This window comes from Cyclobacterium sp. SOCE241, assembly GCF_056867545.1.
In genome coordinates, this window is sequence record NZ_CP149779.1 from 43,298 (window position 1) to 62,940 (window position 19,643).

At 37.6% G+C, this 19,643-nt stretch carries 10 protein-coding genes and 4 pseudogenes; 5 read left to right on the forward strand and 9 right to left on the reverse strand.

All coding sequences use genetic code 11. The features are described from left to right. Positions 1-42: 42 nt before the first annotated feature. The 5 genes and pseudogenes from WG932_RS00220 to WG932_RS00240 all read right to left on the reverse strand — a co-directional run bounded on the left by WG932_RS00220 (position 43) and on the right by WG932_RS00240 (position 6,739). Entirely contained in the window at positions 43-420 is a 378-nt protein-coding gene (locus WG932_RS00220; RefSeq protein ID WP_483086494.1) for a hypothetical protein, read from the reverse strand. Next, complete coding sequence (locus WG932_RS00225; RefSeq protein ID WP_483086495.1) at positions 411-2,423, reverse strand: PVC-type heme-binding CxxCH protein; 2,013 nt, start codon at positions 2,421-2,423, stop codon at positions 411-413. Before WG932_RS00225 ends, WG932_RS00220 begins: the two co-directional genes overlap by 10 nt. Before the next feature lie 700 nt (positions 2,424-3,123). Then, positions 3,124-3,902 (reverse strand): annotated as a pseudogene (locus WG932_RS00230) (3-keto-disaccharide hydrolase). A 49-nt stretch (positions 3,903-3,951) separates the two neighbouring features. Beyond that, positions 3,952-5,467 (reverse strand): annotated as a pseudogene (locus WG932_RS00235) (DUF4301 family protein). A gap of 192 nt (positions 5,468-5,659) precedes the next feature. Continuing rightward, positions 5,660-6,739, reverse strand: a complete 1,080-nt coding sequence (locus tag WG932_RS00240) for a hypothetical protein (protein WP_483086496.1) — start codon at positions 6,737-6,739, stop codon at positions 5,660-5,662. Between the two features lie 488 nt (positions 6,740-7,227). On the opposite strand from WG932_RS00240, the gene WG932_RS00245 reads away from it, so the two are divergent. From WG932_RS00245 to WG932_RS00255, 3 genes are all read left to right on the forward strand, one after another. Beyond that, positions 7,228-7,515, forward strand: coding sequence for a hypothetical protein (locus WG932_RS00245; protein WP_483086497.1), 288 nt, complete (start codon positions 7,228-7,230; stop codon positions 7,513-7,515). 118 nt (positions 7,516-7,633) lie between these two features. Further along, complete coding sequence (locus WG932_RS00250) at positions 7,634-7,927, forward strand: hypothetical protein (RefSeq protein WP_483086498.1); 294 nt, start codon at positions 7,634-7,636, stop codon at positions 7,925-7,927. Continuing rightward, positions 7,921-8,934, forward strand: a complete 1,014-nt coding sequence (locus WG932_RS00255; RefSeq protein ID WP_014021553.1) for a S41 family peptidase — start codon at positions 7,921-7,923, stop codon at positions 8,932-8,934. The genes WG932_RS00250 and WG932_RS00255 overlap by 7 nt, the downstream gene beginning before the upstream one ends. 10 nt (positions 8,935-8,944) lie before the next feature. Here WG932_RS00255 and WG932_RS00260 read toward each other — a convergent pair whose 3' ends face one another. Both WG932_RS00260 and WG932_RS00265 read right to left on the reverse strand, forming a co-directional pair. Continuing rightward, positions 8,945-11,920 carry a PVC-type heme-binding CxxCH protein gene (locus WG932_RS00260; RefSeq protein WP_483086499.1) on the reverse strand — a complete coding sequence of 992 codons (2,976 nt, stop codon included), beginning with the start codon at positions 11,918-11,920 and terminating at the stop codon, positions 8,945-8,947. A 186-nt stretch (positions 11,921-12,106) separates the two neighbouring features. After that, positions 12,107-13,585, reverse strand: coding sequence for a hypothetical protein (locus tag WG932_RS00265; protein WP_483086500.1), 1,479 nt, complete (start codon positions 13,583-13,585; stop codon positions 12,107-12,109). 548 nt (positions 13,586-14,133) lie between these two features. On the opposite strand from WG932_RS00265, the pseudogene WG932_RS00270 reads away from it, so the two are divergent. After that, positions 14,134-14,939 (forward strand): annotated as a pseudogene (locus WG932_RS00270) (arylamine N-acetyltransferase family protein). Positions 14,940-15,051: 112 nt separating this feature from the next. Here WG932_RS00270 and WG932_RS00275 read toward each other — a convergent pair. Continuing rightward, positions 15,052-15,297: a hypothetical protein gene (locus WG932_RS00275; RefSeq protein WP_483086501.1), complete on the reverse strand. Its 246-nt coding sequence runs from the start codon at positions 15,295-15,297 to the stop codon at positions 15,052-15,054. A 1,029-nt stretch (positions 15,298-16,326) separates the two neighbouring features. On the opposite strand from WG932_RS00275, the gene WG932_RS00280 reads away from it, so the two are divergent. After that, the gene (locus tag WG932_RS00280) at positions 16,327-17,658 is read left to right on the forward strand and encodes a Gfo/Idh/MocA family protein (RefSeq protein WP_149394056.1); all 1,332 of its coding nucleotides are present in this window, start codon (positions 16,327-16,329) and stop codon (positions 17,656-17,658) included. A 625-nt stretch (positions 17,659-18,283) separates the two neighbouring features. Here the strand turns inward: WG932_RS00280 and WG932_RS00285 are convergent. Further along, positions 18,284-19,419, reverse strand: a pseudogene (locus WG932_RS00285) (SGNH/GDSL hydrolase N-terminal domain-containing protein). Between the last annotated feature and the right edge of the window lie 224 nt (positions 19,420-19,643).

Here is a 19,643-nt window from a genome sequence, read left to right on the forward strand (position 1 = left end):
TGGGGTGTTTTTTAACCATTCCCTAAGGCTGTCAAGGCGTGGTCAGAGGTGGACTTTCCAATAGCTTCTGCTATTTTTTCTAAAACCTATGCTATTATTTGCATCTCTTAACCATTTTTCCAGAAAGCCAATTTGACTGGCCGGGTCAATTTCCATTAAAGTATTTACTCCTAATTCTCTCAGGTCTGTTTTGGTTTCGAAATTGTTTATCAGTGCTTTTATTGCAGGAATGTTTTCTTTATTTTTCAATTGGCCGGAAAGTTGGACAGCGTATTTTAATGCTTCCAATTCCTGTTCTTTAGGGGTGGATTTATTGGAAGTAAATGTTTTAAATATTGCTTGGCTAATCTGTATGTTCCATGTTTTTAGGGGGTTGGGAAAATTCGATCCTTTTTGTATTGTGCCATTATTCAAAGCCATTGCTTTTTGAAAGTGGGAATATTGGGCATTTTTCCCTTTGCAAGCTCAATTATACCTGCGGTTTCCGCAGCAGGAAGGCTTCTTGTGATAGCAGTTAAATAATTAAGAAACTTTTCTTCCGAAATAGAGGTGTTTCTTAAGTATTCCATTAGAAATTTCCCGGCTTCTACTGATCTGGTATCTGAAAATATCAAGGCCACCATTTCTTTTTCAAAACCTGACCAATTTATTGCAGCCATTTCAGTTAGAATTCCCGGATTTTGGGCGTGTTGAAACAGCGCATATTTTAAAGCATACATTAAATGGCTGTCTTCTTCTTTGGTTTTTTGTAGGGTTTGTAGGATGGGAACAACCATAGTTTTACTATGGTGTCTGATTAAACCTTCAGCGGCAACTCTCCTTACGTGGGCACTTTCGTCTGACAAGCCATGTTCAATCCATTGAAACTCTTGCCGGTTTAAGTTTTGGTATTCACCTAGAATACGAAATGCGTGAACTCGGACGAGTTCCTTTTCACTGGTTAGAGCATTTTCTAGGGTTTGATCCGTTAATTCATTTAATCTAAATAATGCCCATAACACTTGGACATTTTGAATGTCCGGCATCTCTTTGTTTATTGTTAAGTTTTTTAATACAGGAATAGCAAGGATCGGAAATCTATCTACAAGCTCATCTGTTGCCATCATTCGGGTTTGTAGGATTGGGTCAGCTAATTTTTCTATAAGAAAATCAAGATCAACAGTTGACCAATCGATTGTAGATTTTTTCGATCCCTTGTATGTGATTTTCCAAATTCTACCACTATTTCTATCCCTTTCAGGATGGTCTAAGGGTACCTCATAATGACCGATGATACTATTGTAAAAGTCTGCGATGTACATGGCGCCATCAGGACCTATCTTTATATCCACAGGCCTAAACCAAGGGTCTTTGCTGACCAAAAAATCTGCTTTTCTGCTAGCTTTTGGAGTGGAGCCGTTGAATGAGATAGTACTTCTACTGATTCTACAGGTAACCACATCACCTGAGTAAAAGCTGTTTTGGTATTCTTCAGGAAATTGATTGTCGGTATAATATACCAGACCGGACAATGCAGTAGAATTAAGCCCATAATCCATCATTGTGGGTGCATGTCCCATATTCGGTTCCATTTTACCCCATTGGGTATAGTTGCCATTTCTTATGATCTGGTAAATAGGCAAGGTATGACAATCTGCGGAATAATGGTACCCCCATTTGTCCAAGTCAGATCCAAAAGGATTGATTCTTCCATCACTTGTTTTCTCCACATGTTGGCCATCCATTGTAAAGCGGAAAGTATTACCGGACGTCATGGTAATGGAATTGCCATCTTTTCCTGTCACAGTCGATACATTGCTAAAACCATGGGAGGCATGGATCCATCCATCCAGACCTCTAAAAAGATTGTTTACCATACCATGGGTATCTTTAGTCTCGAAAGGTCCTAGGATGATTTCCCTTTTGTCAGCAACATCATCCCCATTGGTGTCATAAAATCGATAGATATTGGGTATACTAAAACCGATGGCACCTCCCTTTATAGGCTGTATTCCTATAGGGATATTAAGGTCATTGGCAAAATCTGTAATTTTATCGGCTTTGCCATCTTGATCGGTGTCTTCCAATATGCTTATTCGGTCTGTACCATTCCCAGGGCCTGCTTTAATTGGGTATTCGGAAGATTGTGTCACCCATAACCTACCTTTTGCATCAAATGCCATATTGATTGGCTTGGTGATCTCCGGCTCAGAAGCAAAGAGAGTAATCTCAAAACCCGGAGGTAAAGTGAACTTGTTTAGCTCTTCAGCAGGGGTTTGGAAAGCGCTAGTCCTAACATGTTCCGCGTAGATAGGATCAGGCTTTTCATCTATATATGCAGTTGGATCTTGTGTCTCTTTCTCAGTTTCCGGGGTCTTGTTTTCTCGTTTACAAGAAAGCAGTGAAAGTGCAATTAGGCAATAGATTAATTGGGGGCTTTTCATTAATTGGAAGAAAATAGTTAGTAATCAACCTTGTTAACTTAAGGTTTATTCTCTAAACAATCAATTAATTATTGCTTTGATTATATGAATGGTGAAATTATTATTCAAATTTACCGGCCTAAATAAAATATTAGTATCTCTGCAGTAGGTTTAACAAATTAAAAAATATTAGTAGGGCTAATGCGGGTTTTTAGTTTTTATCCTTTAGGGTTTTTAATAAACCCAAGCCGGAGCTAAAAAAGATAAAACCTAAAACCAGACATACAGTTATTATTTTCCAATCACCTTCTTCAGGTACTAAAAATAAATAGGCACCATAAATTAAAGCCGCTAAGCCTAATATAGATAAAAAAGGACCAAATATTTTTTAAAGTTCATAATGCTTTTTTACCAACCTCTGAGGCAAATATATTGCCAAAAATAAGTGTAAAGGGTTAAAAACAGAATTAACTGATAAACTTAGAGATTTAGGGAGGTCATAACGAAGTTTATTTTTTTAAAGCCAAAAGCTACCCTATTAATTCAAATTTACAATAATTTGAGGGCCTATAAAACAGTAATCAATTAGGTATTACATGATATAGATTAAAATAGCATGATAAGAGTCCAAGTACCTGATTTGGGTTGAAATGGTACTATACAAAACGCGTTTTTCGAAAGTTTCGAAAAACGCGTTTTAAAGGTTGATGAAAGATGGTATTTAAAAATCGGTATTTGGCTTTTCCAATTTTAACCTTTCAATCCAAATATTGCGAAAAAGCACTTCGTGACCTTCAGCTTGAAGTTTTATACCTCCGGGGCGGTTGGTAATTCCTTCACCACCATCTCTTCCTCCATCCAATCCGGAATTTGGTCCGCCCCAAACTTTTTGGATAGAAACATTTTCATGTATTTTTTTCCGTTAAAATAAATGGTAGTCATCGCTTTTTCACTCAGTTTACCATTTTCATCAAACCTTGCAGCCCTAAATTTAATGTCATAGGCATTCCATTTTCCCAAACCATTATAAACCTCATAAGGAGCAGCCTTCTCGTTAATAATTGCTGCCATTCCATGGGTAGTGCTGTCACCATCTAGAATTTGAATTTCATAGCGATTCTGTAAATAAACACCACTATTTCCACCCTCATTTTTTATTAAAAACTCAATATGGAGTCTAAAATCCGTGTATTTCTTTTTTGTGACAATATCTGCAGCACCATATTTTCCCCCGGCAGCTGCTGGGTCATTGGCACTGACTGCCTGTCCCTTATCTATTGGATCTTCTACTATCTCCCATTTAATGGGGAGTTCAGCGGCGATTCTAGGCCCCTCCCAATAGGTCCAGTTTTTATTAAGCGAGCGTTTTTTTCCATTAAACAATTGATCAGCTCCTTTAGGCGCTTCGGTACCTACACCAACTTGAGCCATTAATGGAATTTGAAATAGCAGGCTTAAAAGGAATAAGGTTAGGGTTTTGTTATTGGAGTGTAAGTTCATAATCACATGAGGAATATAGTTTGGGACAATGTGTAAATGCGCCTTTTTGTTATTGGTGGACGTCTCTTAATAAATCATTGATGGTTTTGACCGGATTAAATGTAATCAAAGGCACTACTACAAATATCGAATTCCAATTGGCCATAGAACCATTCCAAAGTCCGGGGAGCTCTTGGGCTTTTAAATCCCTTCCACTTTTAGACTTTTGTGTGATAAATCCGGTTTTTGGATCTCTGAATTCCATTAGATTAAAGGCTTCGCCCTTATAATCTCGAATACCACAAACCAAATCGGTGGGGTTAAAATGAGTAGAAGATTTGAAGTGGGCTTCTTGTGCTTTGTCCTCTAGGTTTAATTGGGCTGTTTCTCCAATTTGAAGGGATAAACTACCATCAGTATCTTTCACCCAAAAGGACCTCCTCCAGGTTCGCCTGTATTCTCAACCATTCCACAAACCCGCATGGGTCGGTTTAGTTTACCTCTCAAATAAGCTGCTTTTTCTTCTAGACTCATGCTGGCATAAGAAGGTGCTAATTTTCCTCCAATAACAGATGTAAAAATCTCTTCAGCCTGATCAACTGAAGAATCGGTGATTGCTTGGTCCAGATGTTTGAGGGCTGCAAAGGTTTTGTCTTGTGCAGCTATAAGTAAACCCCCAATCGCTTGTTTGTAGCTGGTTGTGGTTTCCTTTAACCTATCCGGTACCACGTTGTCAATGTTTTTGATAAATACCAAGTCTGCTTCTATTTCATTCAAATTTGCCAACAATGCACCATGACCTGCAGGTCTGAATAAAAGTTCACCATTGTCTTCAATAAAGGGTTGGTTTTCAAGGTCTACAGCAATGGTATTTGTAGCTATTTTTTGTTGAGAAAAACTTATTTCAAACTTCACTCCAAAAGTACTTTCCATCTTTGGCTGTACTTCTGCTACTTTTTCCTCAAACTTTTTTGATGTTCAGGTGAAACAGTAAAATGAAGTCTTACCGTGTTGTTTTTACCGACGCCATATTGTGCACCCTCTACAAAATGTTCCTCTACAGGCGTTCTGCTTTCATTTTCATACTTATGAAATTTTAATAAGCCCTTAGGTAAACTTCCATAAGAAAGGTAGGCATCGTCCAGTAAGTGCTTAACAATAAGGGTATATTCTTTATTTTCAATAGCTTTGGAGATACTTGAGCCTTCTTTTACTAAGCTATTGTCAAGGTCTTCATAAAAAGCAAAGGAGCTAATATTTGAAATAAAGGTTTTGGTAAAGGAGTCGTTTTCTATATCATTGTCATTTTTTTCTAAAAAACTAAATAGGTTTTTAAACATCCTACTTGCAGCCCCACTGGCCGGTACAAATTTAACGATTGTTTTTTCCTTTGATTTGTCTGAATAATCCTTGATGGTTTTTTGAAGTTCTGCATCAGATAATTCCAAGATGCCATCATCGATTTTGGCGGCATGATCGATGTCTAGAAAAGGAAAACCTTCTTTGAAATTTTTAATTTGTTCTTCAACTATTCCCAATGACATGCCTTGGGCTTCTATTTTTTTCTTGAGTTCGTTTGATAACATGGGTTCGAAAATGTGGTTATGGATTTTTTTAGTCTGTCCAATATAATAATTCATTTTATGAAAGTACCATTTATGAAAGGGAATAAAAATGGAGGCCTTGCCTCCATTCTGTTTGCCATATTGTCATTCACCATTTCATTAGTCCTCTCAAAGGGTATGATTGTTTACTGAGTTTACTTTTAATGGCTTGGCTTAAGAGCCAAAGCCCAAGGAAAAGCCCATATGAACATCGGCTCTATTATTGTTCTTCATAACGCTGGTTATTATGGATTGACTACCCACAAAAAACCCGCCAACTTGAAAACCCAAACCTCCTGTAAGCCCTGAAACTTGGTGTTGCATCCATGGGGAGTATAGTTCAAATTTACCTAAAACCAGCCGAGGAGTAAGTACGAGCAGGTCTGCAGAACTTAAGTTAAAATTGTTGTTTTCATTGCTTACTCTTTTTTGGCCGTATAAAGAAACCTGAAAGATTTTTACAGGGCTAAACTCCACATAAGCTGACAAACTTCTTGGCATACTAATTTTGGCTTCAGTATCATTATTACTAATATTGAAGTATCCGGAATCTACTAGCTGCTGCTCGATCTCCTCAATACTGCCTTCCAAATTGTCTGTTCTAAAATATTCGTTTTGGGGGATATTCATGCTATAGTACTTGTTTCTCTGATTGTTTCCCATGCGCATACTTCCCATGTTTTTTAAGGACAACCCAAGGTTTAGAAAAGCTTTTTTGTCTCTTTTTAACATATAATTGACTCCTAAATCTACGCCCAATCCTGAAGGGCTTAAACCCCTCCATAAATCATCTTCAATATTGAAATCATCATCGTTTTCTAGTCGCTCATCGTAGGAAAGGTTTAGGCTGCCTTGAGCGTCAGTTAATAAAATTTCATCCTCGGAATAAATAATGGTGGCATTTATATTGTCCATACCAAAGTTGGTATAACTTCCGGGAAGAAGTAATTTGAAGTTAGCTCCCACAGAAAGGCTGTGAAAGTCAGTATCCAAAATTTTCCTTCCTGCCAAAAAGCCTATTTCCATCCAGCCTGTAGCATTTACTCTTTGGTTCTCAGGGATGTTTATTATGGTTTGATAGTTGTCGTTGTTTGACGACTCAATAATGGAACTCCCTAAGTCGGGATTGAAATCAATAATATCTGCTTTGGCTTTGATCTCTGTAGTAATCCCAAAAGACCATTTATTAAACCTTAAACCTACTGCCGGGCCTAAAACAGAAACATCAGTTCTAAGGTTTACTGGGCCTTCCACATCATCAAAAATGTTTTCTAATACATCGGGATCATCAATAATATCTTGTACTGATAAAACATTATTGTCAAGTCCGATGTTAAATGAAAAAGTGAAACTTCAACCTTCTTGGTTAAATTGTTAATTTCTGCGGGATTCATCATTGCATTAATCATTCCCTTTCTATGGCTATTTTGGACTCCATAGTAATTTTGCTGTGCTATGGAATATTTACAGGTGACAAATAATAAAATAGTTAGTAAAATTAAATTTTTCATTATTTAAGCTTTAAAAGATTATGTAAAAAGTTTTACTCAAAAATAGAACTTTTCTGATAATTAACCTTTTTAGGATTTAAAAGATGAACGAATAGGAAATAAAATGCTAATTTGGATGATAAATAGTGTAAATTAAACCTGAATGCGAAACATATTTTGTAACCTTTTTTTCTTTCTTTTTGTGGCTTTTTTTTAGTTAATAAAAGTTCGGCACAAAGTAATGGTGACATTTTGCTGTCTACCGGTATTCAGTTTTATTCGGTTCGTGATGAAGGTTTTTCTGCAATGAATTACCAAGGTAATAAATCCACGAATACCTTGGGGTTTAGTCTGACAAAGGAAAATAAAACCCTGTATTTTCTTGGTGATTTTTCCTATGGGATACTGGCAAATAATTCAGGGGCAACCGTTAATGAACTTGGTTTAAATTATAGCCATTTTACTTTTTATCACAAACAAAAAGCAAAAGACCAAGGCTTTTTTTGGGGGATGGTCCAACAAAAATTCGTTCCATCTTAGGAGACATAATAATTTTAGTAATTATAATTTCCGTTATGATTATTATAGTGCATTAGGTCCTGCAGCTCGCTATGTTTTACCTTTTCAATGGAAGAACAAAACCTTCACATGGAGAAGTATGGCAAGTTGGCAATTGGTAGGCTTCCAGATAAAATCAGGATATTTAGGTGCTGAGCCGGAAAATTACCAAACTGAAAACTCTCTTTTCAATAATTTTTTTAATACTGTCAAACCATTTATTCCTTTTAAGGATTTGGATATTGGCCTGAATTCAGCACTTTATTGGAAACTGCCTTCCAACAATGAACTGGGATTGAGGTATCAATTCAATTATGGAAAGCTTTCAGGAATCAAGAATGTATATAGGATGGACCATTCTATCGATTTGTCACTAATAGTCAAGCTATGGTAAAAAATATATTTCTCTACCTTATTTTCATGTTTGTAATCTCCTCTTGCGACAATTTGCTTTTACCGGAGGAACCTTCAACTGAACCTCTTGAGGTATTTGATAGTCTTTGGGAGGACGTTTATGAGCGGTATTCTTTTTTTGAACACAAGGATATTGATTGGCAGGAAATAAGAACTACTTATAGGGCAAAAATATCCAACACCATTAGTACCAAAGGTTTGTTCGATGTCTTGGCAGAGATGCTGTTTGAACTAAAAGATGGCCATGTCAATCTAAATGCGGGATTTGATAATAGCCGAAACTGGGAGTGGTACCAGGATTTTCCCGATAATTATGATCAAAATTTAATAGAAAAAAGATACTTAGGAAGAGATTTTTGGATCAGTGGTCCACTTTATCATCAATTTTTAAATAACGTACTCTATGTAAATTACAGGTCCTTTTCCCAGGATATTTCTGAAGGAAATCTTCAAGTAGTATTGGAAAGGGCCCGGCAAGGACGCGGGATGATTATTGATGTGAGAAGCAATGGAGGAGGAAGTCTTGGAAATGCATATACCCTAGCTTCAGGTTTTACAGATACTGAGGTGGTGGTGGCTAAAAAACGCGTAAAAAATGGACCTGAGGTGGACGACTTTTCTTCTTGGGAAGATTTAAAAATTCCTGCCGGGGAAAATATATACGAAGGGCCTGTGGTCGTACTTACTAACCGAAGGTCTTATAGTGCAACCACTTTTTTTGCCCAAATGATGAAGGAATTACCTCAAGTAATCCTTATTGGGGACCAAACCGGGGGCGGTGGAGGTATTCCTGTATATGGTGAATTATCCAATGGTTGGACTTATAGATTTTCAGCGACTCAGACCATTGATCTGGAAGGTAGGCAATTGGAGGATGGGGTGTTGGTTGACATAAGCATTGACCAAAGCCCCATAAGTACATTAAGGGGAGAGGATAATATTATCACCACTGCCTTACAAGTACTTATGGGCTCATATGATGGTTAAAACAGGTTTATTAATTTCCTTTTAAATAAGCCAATAAATCAGCCAATTCCTGCTCGTTCATATTTTGTTCAAGACCATTGGGCATAAGAGAGACGCCTGGATTGTCTATGTTTTTGATTTGGGTTCGCAAAATGTTTTCTTCTGAACCATAAGCCGTTTTAAGGCTTAAGGAATTTGACGACTCTGCCGCAATTCTACCGGTGATTTGCTTGCCCTCATTGGTAGTCACCGTTATTGCTTGAAATCCGGGATAAACTTCATAATTAGGTACAATGGTATGTAGCAGTACAGCCAATGAGGGTTGGTTGCTTATGCCTGATAAATCCGGTCCGACATTCCCTCCTTCGCCGGCAAAGGTATGGCAGGTAGCACAGTTTGTCTTAAAGATCCCTTGCCCGTTTTCCGCTATTCCTTCTAAATCCAATACGGATTTAAGGTCCTCATAAACTTTCATTCTTCCACCGGATTCCAATTCTTTAAATAGGTTTTCAGCACGCATTTTCACTTTTTTGTCATTCGTCATCATTAAAGATTGCCTTGTTGAAGAAGGGATCTCAGCTGGTTTGATCTTTCCATTTTCAATGGATTTTAACAATTGATCTCTCAATATTGGTCTTGATACCAAGGTGGCAATTACAGCCCCTTTGGTTGTTGGGGTGTACGATTTCCACGCAGTGGTCTCAGTTAGTATTTCACCGGCCTCAGCACTATTTAGATTCCCAAGAGACTGGATGGCTGCTAACTGAATCTCTGAAGGATTGCTTGGGGAAATCAAACCTTTAAGGGTGCCTTCTGTGGTTCCCGGAGAAAAATAACTCAGCAAGGCTGTTGCCTGAATTCGAGATGTAAGGCTATCTTCAGACGATGATGCTCGATCAGCTGTTTCTTGAATAAGGGCCTGCAATTGGTCTTTTGATTTTGTAAAGGAGTCCAAATAATTTTTTTCTTTACCTAAAGACTGCCCCCTCTCACTGCCTTTCAACAAGCCTAGCAACAATGAAAAGGTAGGATTGTCCCATTCACTATTGATTCCTGCATCGATCAAAGCTTTTAATTCTTGCGAGGGTACTGAACTCCCTATTAATTCTCCCAATTCCGACCACATAGGCAATTGATGGTAGTTGACTTTTGTTTTTTCTGCTTCTAAAATCTTTAGGAATTTACTTTCCTGTCCATTTAATGCCGTCATTACAGCAGCTCTTGCCCAAGGGTCAGATGCATCTTGTTGGGCTATATTTGCCAGGTAAGGTAACCACTGCGACTTGGGGTCTGTACCAAATGCAGCAGCAGTAAGGAACCTTACCCTAGGATCGGTATCTGAGACCCCTTTGATTAAGCTTTTAGCCAATTGGGTGGAAATGTTTTTATTCAATCCTATAATGGCAATGATTTGTTCTTTTACTTCCGGTCCATTATTTTCATATATCGTTGTTAACAATTCCTCATCCAAGGAATCCATATGGTACAACAACCAAATGGCCTTTACTTTTCCTTCGTCGATAGTATTGGATAAAACCAATTCTTTTAGGCTATTAACAATGGTATGAGAAGCTTTTTCTAAAATCAACCTAAAAGCGGTACTTCTTTCCCATTCATCTGATGAAGAAAGGGCCGAAATCAAGGTTTCATTATCCGCTTTAGCGGTTGATGGAAATATACTCTCCACCTGAGTATAATGCCAATTTTCATTGCTGATTCTATAAATCCTCCCTTTTCCCTTACCACTTTCAAAATCCAGGGCCCCTCTGGTTTCCTCCGGTACATAAGAGGGATGGTCGATTACTTTTCTATACATGTCTGCCAAATACATGGCACCTTTAGGGCCGTGAGCTAAAAATACAGGGTTAAACCATGAGTCTGAAGATGCTAGGAACTCCCAATCTTCATGAACCCTTTCAGAAATAAATGTTGCTCCGTTGTTTTTGATGGACTGTCTTTGAACCAAGTTTTGGGCGGGTTCACAAATAAACGCATCGCCTTTGTGACTGGTGTCTAGTCCTTCACTCTCAAAGATTAAAGTGCCACAAGCGGAGGTAAAAGTGCCTTGGTGAGATTTTCCCATTAATTTAGGTATATACTCTGCAGTGGTAATGCTTTCGCTAATTGGATATACAAAACCATCTGCCTCGGCAGGGGATACGTTTTCGATTGTTTTATTGAAAAGTAAGTTCGGATTATTGTTCAATTGATCAGGTTCCATCACTATATGCTGCAAAGGGTGGCGATTACTTGAACCGTATCGTCTACCAAACGCATCAAAGGCGAGCCCGAATTGACTTTTTCCTCCCCTGGTCTGGAATTCCAATGTTTCAGGATGAAACCTTCCATCTGCACCATTAAAAGATATTGGTTTTCTTTCAGGATGAGCCGGGGAGTACACTTCTCCTCCATTGAGCCCACTGGTAACATAAATCCATCCATCCAGAGCCAAGGTGGGGTGACTGGTTCGTATCTGAGCTGTTCTATTGGCATTGAAGCCGGTTAAGACAATATCTTTGATGTCTGCGATACCATCTCCATCTGTATCTTTGAAATAATATATGTGCGGTGCGCAAGTCACAAATACGCCACCTTTCCAAGCCATGATCCCGTTGGGATAGGTTAGTCCCTCAACAAAGGTGGTTCTTTGGTCGTATTTTCCGTCACCATCGCTGTCAATTAACCTAGAAATCTTTCCAAGTGTATCAGGTTTTTTTCCATCCATTGGGTCTGGGTAACCAGTGTTTTCCGCCACATATAGCGCACCTTTCTCATCAAAAGTAAAAGCAGAAGGGTCTGCCACTAAAGGGTCTGCAGCTATCAAATCAATTTGTAGTCCTGGCTCCAGTTGAAATGCAGCCATAGCGTTTTTTAGTTCAACGGAGTCCTTATAAATGTATGCCGGAGAATTGACGAAATTGGATTGGGTTTTAAATTCTGGACTGGTATCCGTTTCTTCGGGTAATTTTTCTTGATTACATGCGATCAACAATAGGAGGCAGGACAAAACTGACCAATTTTTTGAAAGTAAAATAGTGCTGTGCAATTTTTGGTTTCGTTTAAATTTGTGATACATATGTGTTGGTTTATCGGATTTCTGGTGGGACGTTTCCATAAGTCCAGGGATCCCCTCCAAAGGTTGGGGCTTCTGGAAATGTGGGCAAGGGTCCCGGGGTCAGAGTGGTAATAAGTTTTAAGCTTTTGTCCACGATTTGGTTTCCAGCTGTGATGTCCAAATTGCTATAAGAAGTGAGTCTGGTTTCATACCCCCTCCTGTATTTTCGGAGAAGGCCTCAAGGGTAGGTACATAACCTACACAATCATTGGCCATACTTACAGGAAAGGTGATGGGAAATTGACTCCCATTTTTAATGCGAAGGCCTAGCTCACAGAAAAATTCTGCAGGATTGCTAATGAGTACAACAGGACCTAATTGAATGGCTTGAATTTCAACCTTATGGGTTGGCTTCTCTCTTCCATAACTATCAAGCATAACTGTTTCCTTGGCAAATACCCATTCTGTTTTGCCAACTTCTTCCGGACTTTGTTGGACCAAACTTAGACTTTTCTTTACTTTTTCAGGGGAAGGCATCCTTCTACTTATTTCGATAAAATCTCTGGAGGTTACAATAGGGAAACTGCTTCCTCTTGGGATAGCCAATAAAGTTTTGACGGCTTCTGCGCCGACGTTAACTCCAACAAATCTAGCCCATTCCTCACCTGAGCGTTGTTTGTAGGGGTTGCGGTTATCGACTTGGGTCACATCCCCGCTGGCTCCTTGGAGGAACACCACCACACAATCTTGACCCATAGCTCCTTTAATGGTTTGTTCCATATAGTAGACCCAGTTGGCTGAAATTCCTCCCGGATTGGTGGTGGAATGACAAGCAAAATTTACTATGCAACCGGTGCATTTACCATTATTATTCCAAGCACCAATGACCCCAACCTCAGGGTCTATAGGACCGGCAACTTTTGAGATTTCAGGGTTAAGTTGCCCGGGGTGGGTGTAGGTCATTCCATTTTTCATAAAAAAACGACGATTAAACGCCACTTTTTCTTCCTTGCCACTGCCTGCTCCAATTTGAACATTTTCGAGCCTTTCTAAAGCTTTAGTGGCAGTGTCAATGGTGATTCTTTTGGTGCTTTCCAAATACTTTGGATCGGCACAAGAAGACTTTTTATAAGCCAAGTCTTGAATAAAATTAGGCGCATGGTCATATTGTCCCGGCATCACCATGGCAGTGGGGCCTGAAGAATGGGAGTGTGAAGCAGATATCATTATTTCATCCTTTGCTAGGGCATGTGTTTTTGCAATACCCTCTTTGACTTCGTCTACCCATGGTTGGTATACAGCCAATGCATCCAAACCAATGACCAAAACCTTTTTATTGCCGGTTTGAAAGGCAGCAACTCGTACTTTACAAGGGTCATGAAAAACTTTATGATAAGCTTTTCCGTAATTCCCCGGCTTCTCCATGCCTAATTCCGGGGAAATGTCTCCGTCGGCAAATGCTGCCATAATTGGACTTTCTGCTGAATCTTTTGTTTTGCCTTCTTTTTCCTTGGCATATAAACTCCCCAAGGGAAAGCCTAAGCCTACTGAGATGATGCTTGATTGTTTTAAAAATTTTCTTCGTGATGATAAATCAACAAAAGTACTTTTTATCATAAGGAATAAAATATAAGTTTTTTAGTGGATTAAGTGTACGTTACCAAATATAGTAAAAAAACACTGTTAAGATACTGAAAGTAATGAATAGTTCCATTGATATTGTTTGATTTGATTGGCTAGCCAATCTTTAATAGCTCTCTTGTAAATCTATTGGATAAAATTTTTTAGGAAGCGTTGGTTTAGGTATATGGCACGAGGATTGGTGGTGATGAAATGTGCCTATCAATCTTTTTCGCAACCCAAACCTGTGGATGGCTCGCTTTTTCTAATGTTCAATAAGCTTGTTATAATTCTGTAGAAAAGGTAACCTATGTCTAAATTTAGGAGAGATAGAGGTGAATGGAAGCTATCTAATTCTAAATTTATCGTAAATTCCCCCTATTATTTAGCTATAATTTTGTAATTGTACTGCTTGGTTTAGTGTATTTAGGTAACTTTCTGCTGCTAACAATTTATAGTAGGACGCGCTTTTTATTAAATGGATTATGATTTCTAAACAAAAAGGTATTTCACTTTTCAATGACTTGAAATTAGATAAGGTTTCAATGAAAGCTTATTTTAAGCGGATAGGTTATGTCGGCAAAGCGGAATTAAATTTGGAAACGATTAAAAGACTACATGCCCTTCATCCGGAGGCAATACCATTCGAAAATATAGATCCATTAATTGGAGTTCCAGTTGGTTTATCCCTGGAACAAGTCTTTCAAAAACTAGTTGACCGAGGCAGAGGTGGTTTTTGTTTTGAACAGAATGTTCTTTTTGGTGCGGTTTTGAGAACCTTAGGTTTCAATGTTGTAGGGTTATCAGCAAGGGTTTTTGGGAGATTAAGGAAGGCGAGATTAGACCAAGGGATCATATGCTGCTATTGTTGGATCTCGATGGGATAAGTTATTTGTTGGATGTAGGTTTTGGTTCTGCTTCATTCTCTGCTCCTTTGGTGCTGGATCAAGAAGGTGTACAGGATACTGGGCATAACCAATACAGAATAAGCTTGGTTTCAGGATTTTATTATCTTGAAATTTTAATTAAAGGTACTTGGAGGTTAATGCATCGTTTTGGTTTGGAACATCAGATGCTGGCGGATTATGAGGTGGTCAGTTGGTATTTATGTACCCACCCTCAATCTCTTTTTATAAAAGATCTTATGGTGGCCAAAAGTTTTTCAGATGGAAGATATGCGTTACATAATAATCAATTTACAGTACACAGGAAGGAAGGCAAAAGTATAAAGAAAAAACTCCATACAGTAGAGGAGATTATCGAAATTTTGAAGAATAAATTTGCTATTAATCTTCCCGCGGGTGAAGAATTAAAATTTAAACTCCAAGGATTTATTGAATCTAAGCCATAAAAAAAGTCCCTTATACAGAGACTTAAAAAATTTATAGCTGTTAATTAAATTCCAAAGGATTAAAAAATAAACATTACAGGAATTTTATTGTCATTAAAAAAAGTATTATGGCTTAGTTTAAATATATTTGATGGTATTCACTTTCTACTGGTACTGATTCGAAGTGTAGAGTATTTTTATTGGAATAGTTTTTAGGCATTTTACCTACTTTCCAGTTGGCCGGCTTGTGGAATCTACCTTCATTTTTAAATTGATCAAAAGTTTCAGGATCATCTTCTGCATCTCTTATGGCTTTAATGGTAAATAATAGTCCTAAAGCCACCCCGAGTACTGTGTATAATAATAGGTAAGTATTCATGTGTTCCTTGGTTTTGTCTAAGGTTTCAATCTTCTGAATTAGGTATTATCTCTAAACTGCATTCCTTTCTTCATTCAGAATGATTGATTAACATTTCAAATTTAATAAAATTTTATTACAAAATTCAATTAAAAACACTTGTTTTTTTGCCTAAAATTTTGTAAATATAAAATAGTATTTTGTTGTAATATTTTTGTATTTCATACTAAAGATTTAAAGTGTGTGGCTTTTGTTTTTAATTGTTAAGTCAAATTTTCATAAAAATGCCACTGCTTGTTTTATTCTTAGTGTTTTTAGTTTTGCTTGATATTCTACAGAAAACCTTCTTTTATTTTGTGTCTAAACGTCGGAACTACAAGTGTATTAAATAGGTATACAGGTTTGCGGGTAGATAGATAGGGCGTAGTGGTGCTTTTTTGGTTGGATTATAGAATGATGTTTTTCATGGGTTCAATTCAATAGGTATTTTATCGTGGTGATGGGAAGGTCTCTATCCTTAATGAGGATAAGAAAAATGGAAACAAAATCAAGGATATCTATAATACAGTTAACACTATATAGATCGGAACCTGCATGAAAGACCAAATATTATTATTTTTGCCTTCATCCTTCGATTGATTATCGTATTTAAAAAAGATTCTAGCTTGGGTTTTCATGAGAGGGTGAAGAAAAGCTCATTGGTGAAAGTGGTTTGGTAGACAAATGGCCAAATCAGATTGTTACTTTTTTTAATTAACCAATAAAATCCACCGTTTCATTAGGCGATTCAATGTGGTTAGAGTGCCTATGTTGGAAAATGGATTCATTATAAGGCAAGTGGCTATTTTAGATTTTTTTGTTAATTGGGCTAGCAAAATTTGCAGGGGCTTGTTTGGGTCATTTAAGCAAATAGCTTTAAAATCCTTATTACCCCTTTTCGATTTTAACTTGGCCTATGATAGGGCTTCTGTGTAATAATTGAAAAAATGGTAATTCGGTATTGCTAAATAAGTTATAGTGAATTCAAAATAATTATTTAACCAATCAAATATGACTGAAAAGAAAAAATCCTCATTGTCCAGGCGGAAGTTTATGGGCACAGGACTGCTTACTGCAGCAGGAATTGGGGTTTTGCCACAAATAAGTCTTGGCAAAGAAAGTTTCAATAAAAAGGAAGCCAATGAAATTATGCGTCTAGGGTTTATTGGTCTTGGAAGGCAGAGCAATGGCTTACTTGGTAGCTTTATTAAATTGCCCAATATTGAAGTAGTTGCCGGCTGTGATGTGTATGGCGACAAACAAGAACGATTTTTAAATCGAACGAATGAATATTACAAAGAGAAGGGTAAAGAGGTAAAAGTAGAGGTCTATGAAAATTACCACGATCTCTTAGCAAGAAAGGACATCGATGCAGTGGTGATTGCGAGTCCGGATCACTGGCATGCCTTGATGGCAATTGATGCGTGCAAGGCCGGTAAAGATATATATTTGGAGAAGCCACTGACATTTACCATTAAGGAAGGTCAGGAATTGGTTAAGGCTGTGCGGTCCAATAGCATCGTATTGGCGACGGGAAGTATGCAAAGGTCTTATGACAATTTTCAGCATGCAGTAAAAATGGTGCAAAAAGGAAGAATAGGTAAAATTAAAAAAGTTTACGCCTGTGTAGGTGGGCCTCCAAAACCTTTTGATTTGCCTAAGGAGGAGATTCCTGAAAGCCTTAACTGGGACATGTGGTTAGGTCCGTTGGCAGCTGACATCCATTTTAACAATGACTTAAACCCACCCATTTCCCTAAATCCACCGGAAAATGAAAAAGTTTGGGGAGCTTGGCGTTGGTATAAAGAAACCGGAGGTGGATTGACCACCGACTGGGGTGCTCATATGTTTGATATTGCACAATGGGCTATTGGAATGGATAGAAACGGTCCAATAGAGATTATTCCTGCAGGATATCAAGATACAGAACATTTAACCTTTATTTATCCAAATGGAGTAACCGTTACGGAAGAGCCATTTGATAAGAAAGAGACGAGAGGATGTAAATTTGTAGGTGAAGATGGTTGGATTGAAGTGTCCAGGTCTCATTACGAAGCCTCAGATGATAGCTTATATCCTCTGATAGCGGAAGGTGAAGATTTAAGAGGTGGAGGGAATACTGCACACCATATTGATTTTATAGAGTCTGTAAGAAGGAGGAAAGATCCTATTGCTCCGGTTGAAATCGGACATAGTACCTGTACTACTTGTAATCTTGGTAATATAGCTTATGATTTAGGACGCCCTTTAAAATGGGATCCGGTCAATGAGAAGTTTGCTGTACCCGATCCTGAAGCCGAGAAACAGCTTCATAGGGCATACAGGCCTGGTTATAGATTATAAAATTAAAAAGCGAAACCTTTAAAGTTTCGCTTTTTTTATGTCTTAAAGGTGGATTTACTTAATGAATCAATAAATGGGTTACTATATCCTCAGCATACATAAACTCCGAACCTAGATTAATTAGGCCTAGTTTTATCTCTATTGGTAAAGTGAGTTTAGGTTTAATTGTTGTTTGTTTGCATTTCTATTTTTTGATTTGGATTAATCTTAACCCAAATTAGGAAGGATTCATGATAGCCTGTCCTGTGTTACGGAAAGTGATGCAATCGCAAGACAATAAGGCTGTTTGGATATTTTAGCATAGCATCGCTATTTTGAAATTGAAAGTAGCAACGAAGTGTCTGATTTTGAGGAGATTTCAGGATGTATTTGATTGGCTGTTGCATATTTGGGTTTATTAATTGAGGGGTGAATTTTTCTAATTAAATAAAATTTCTAGGAATACTTTTTACAATAAACTCCTTGTCTTATTGCGCAATAAAACTTGCAAGATTACCTATATATGTTGCTTTGAATCTTGAGGAAACGCATTAATTTTAATTTAGGCCTAAATTTCCTTCCAGAAGGGATTATTATCAAAGGAAAAACGAACTTTAAAAAATAACTGAAACTTATAGGGATGCAATTAAGGGTTAAGTAGTTTTTCAATTATAGGTAATAAGAATTGATACATTCTATAATTACCAAGGTCATTGAAATGGGTTCCATCAACAGTGGCTTCATTGTCATTACCGATCAGGTCTTTATTAGAGACATAGTGAATATTCTTATTTTGATTATCAAGGTAGACTTTTTTCAAGGCATCGTTCTGCGCTTGTATATAGGAAAAGGTGCCGAATGTAGATGGATCGTTTTCTTTAAAATACGCATAATCCCTTACGACGCTTTCCACCAATACAATAGGAACCGAGTCATTTACGGATTGGATATAAGCCAATGTTTCAGGGAGGTTTGTTAATATAGTATCAGGAGCCGAATTGGGGTGCAATCCAGTATGATAACGGAGGGATTGCTGGGCATGATGTATTGGACCACTTCTTTTTCAAATCGTCCATTACCACTGAAACCCAGATTGATAACTTCTTTATTGATTTTTCTTTCCAATAAGGCCGCATAAGTAAGTCCCGGTCTGGAAGCAGATGCGCCTTGGGTGATGCTGGTTCCATAGAATATAACGGGCCTATCTTGGTTAATAATAGCTTGTTTAGGCTTGCTGATGGTAGCATTTGTTTCAATGCCAATTTCAAGTTTCTCAACTCCTTCGTAAAGAGGGAGGTTTAATAAGAATTCTCGGCTTTCTTTTGTCATGTCTGCGATGACTGTGGCTTCGTTCACCAGTTCTTTTCCGGGAATGGCCACCCCTACAAATTGCCATCTACCTTTTGTGTAGGCGTATAGATCCAAGCCATTGCCGGCAATTGGAGTCATATTGCCTTTAACCCTATTGTTCTTTAAGGTCCATCGGATTTTTATTGTAGATGAATTGGTAGAAAACCTAACAGCCAAGCCGGCGGTGTTATTAGATAATGACCAAACGGCTGGTCTTACTGCTTTTTCAGCTTGATCAGGTAGCCTAGAATAGTTAGGCGCCACAAGCACTTTCCCAATGATTTTAAAACTAGATGCATTGTGATATTGGATATCACGTGTTGGGGGATTTTCGTCGCTGGATGCCACAGCTGAGGGTTTCCAAATTAAAGTTAAGGAAACTAAAATTAGAAGTTTATAAAAAAATAACAAGGAGTTTTTCAGTTTTTTCATCTAGGGAAAGCATTTTTTAAAGATAACAGAAAGAGAATAAATATCTAAAATTTTTTTCACTAAGTAAATAGTTTTAATCAATTGTTAATTTTAGTTAAAAATATTTAAAATTTATGTTAACGGTAACAATTGTATTTTAAGATGAAAATTGATCGCGTTATATAATTGTTTAAAGTTGGATGTTTGTTCAATATTTTAATTGGTATTGATAGTGACACTAGTTT

Excerpts from the sequence above, each read along its gene's own strand:
- WG932_RS00280 (WP_149394056.1), top strand. The coding sequence starts at position 16,327 with ATGACTGAAAAGAAAAAATCCTCATTGTCCAGGCGGAAGTTTATGGGC.
- WG932_RS00250 (WP_483086498.1), top strand. The coding sequence starts at position 7,634 with ATGGCAAGTTGGCAATTGGTAGGCTTCCAGATAAAATCAGGATATTTA.
- WG932_RS00255 (WP_014021553.1), top strand. The coding sequence starts at position 7,921 with ATGGTAAAAAATATATTTCTCTACCTTATTTTCATGTTTGTAATCTCC.
- WG932_RS00265 (WP_483086500.1), bottom strand. The coding sequence starts at position 13,585 with ATGATAAAAAGTACTTTTGTTGATTTATCATCACGAAGAAAATTTTTA.
- WG932_RS00220 (WP_483086494.1), bottom strand. The coding sequence starts at position 420 with ATGGCTTTGAATAATGGCACAATACAAAAAGGATCGAATTTTCCCAAC.
- WG932_RS00225 (WP_483086495.1), bottom strand. The coding sequence starts at position 2,423 with ATGAAAAGCCCCCAATTAATCTATTGCCTAATTGCACTTTCACTGCTT.
- WG932_RS00275 (WP_483086501.1), bottom strand. The coding sequence starts at position 15,297 with ATGAATACTTACCTATTATTATACACAGTACTCGGGGTGGCTTTAGGA.